Annotated in this window: 1 pseudogene; it reads right to left on the minus strand. The window is 41.5% G+C overall.

The window, feature by feature from the left end:
- A pseudogene (locus ACFP9U_RS25285) lies at positions 1–287 on the minus strand (hypothetical protein); the annotation flags it as partial.

Genomic DNA, 287 nt, shown 5'->3' on the forward strand with positions numbered 1-287 from the left:
TTTTTGGGCTGTTCTTTCAGCGAGATCTTATCCAGTTCCCTTTTCATCTCACCGTTGATGAGTCCGTCGACACTTTCATAACCATCATACCATTTTGACGTCAATAACCATTTTGAAAATTCAACTGGTGAAGGAGTCCCCATTAAAATGGCCGCTGAGTGGATCCAGTCAAATTGCGTTATCATGGCACTGGTGGTAATCCCACCCATTGACAATCCACTGATACCAAATTTTTCTGGATCAGATAAGCCTTTTGAGAGATAGTCGTTTCGTATATCTGAAACTTC

Source organism: Nitratireductor sp. GCM10026969 (assembly GCF_042660605.1).
Classification (GTDB): domain Bacteria; phylum Pseudomonadota; class Alphaproteobacteria; order Rhizobiales; family Rhizobiaceae; genus Chelativorans.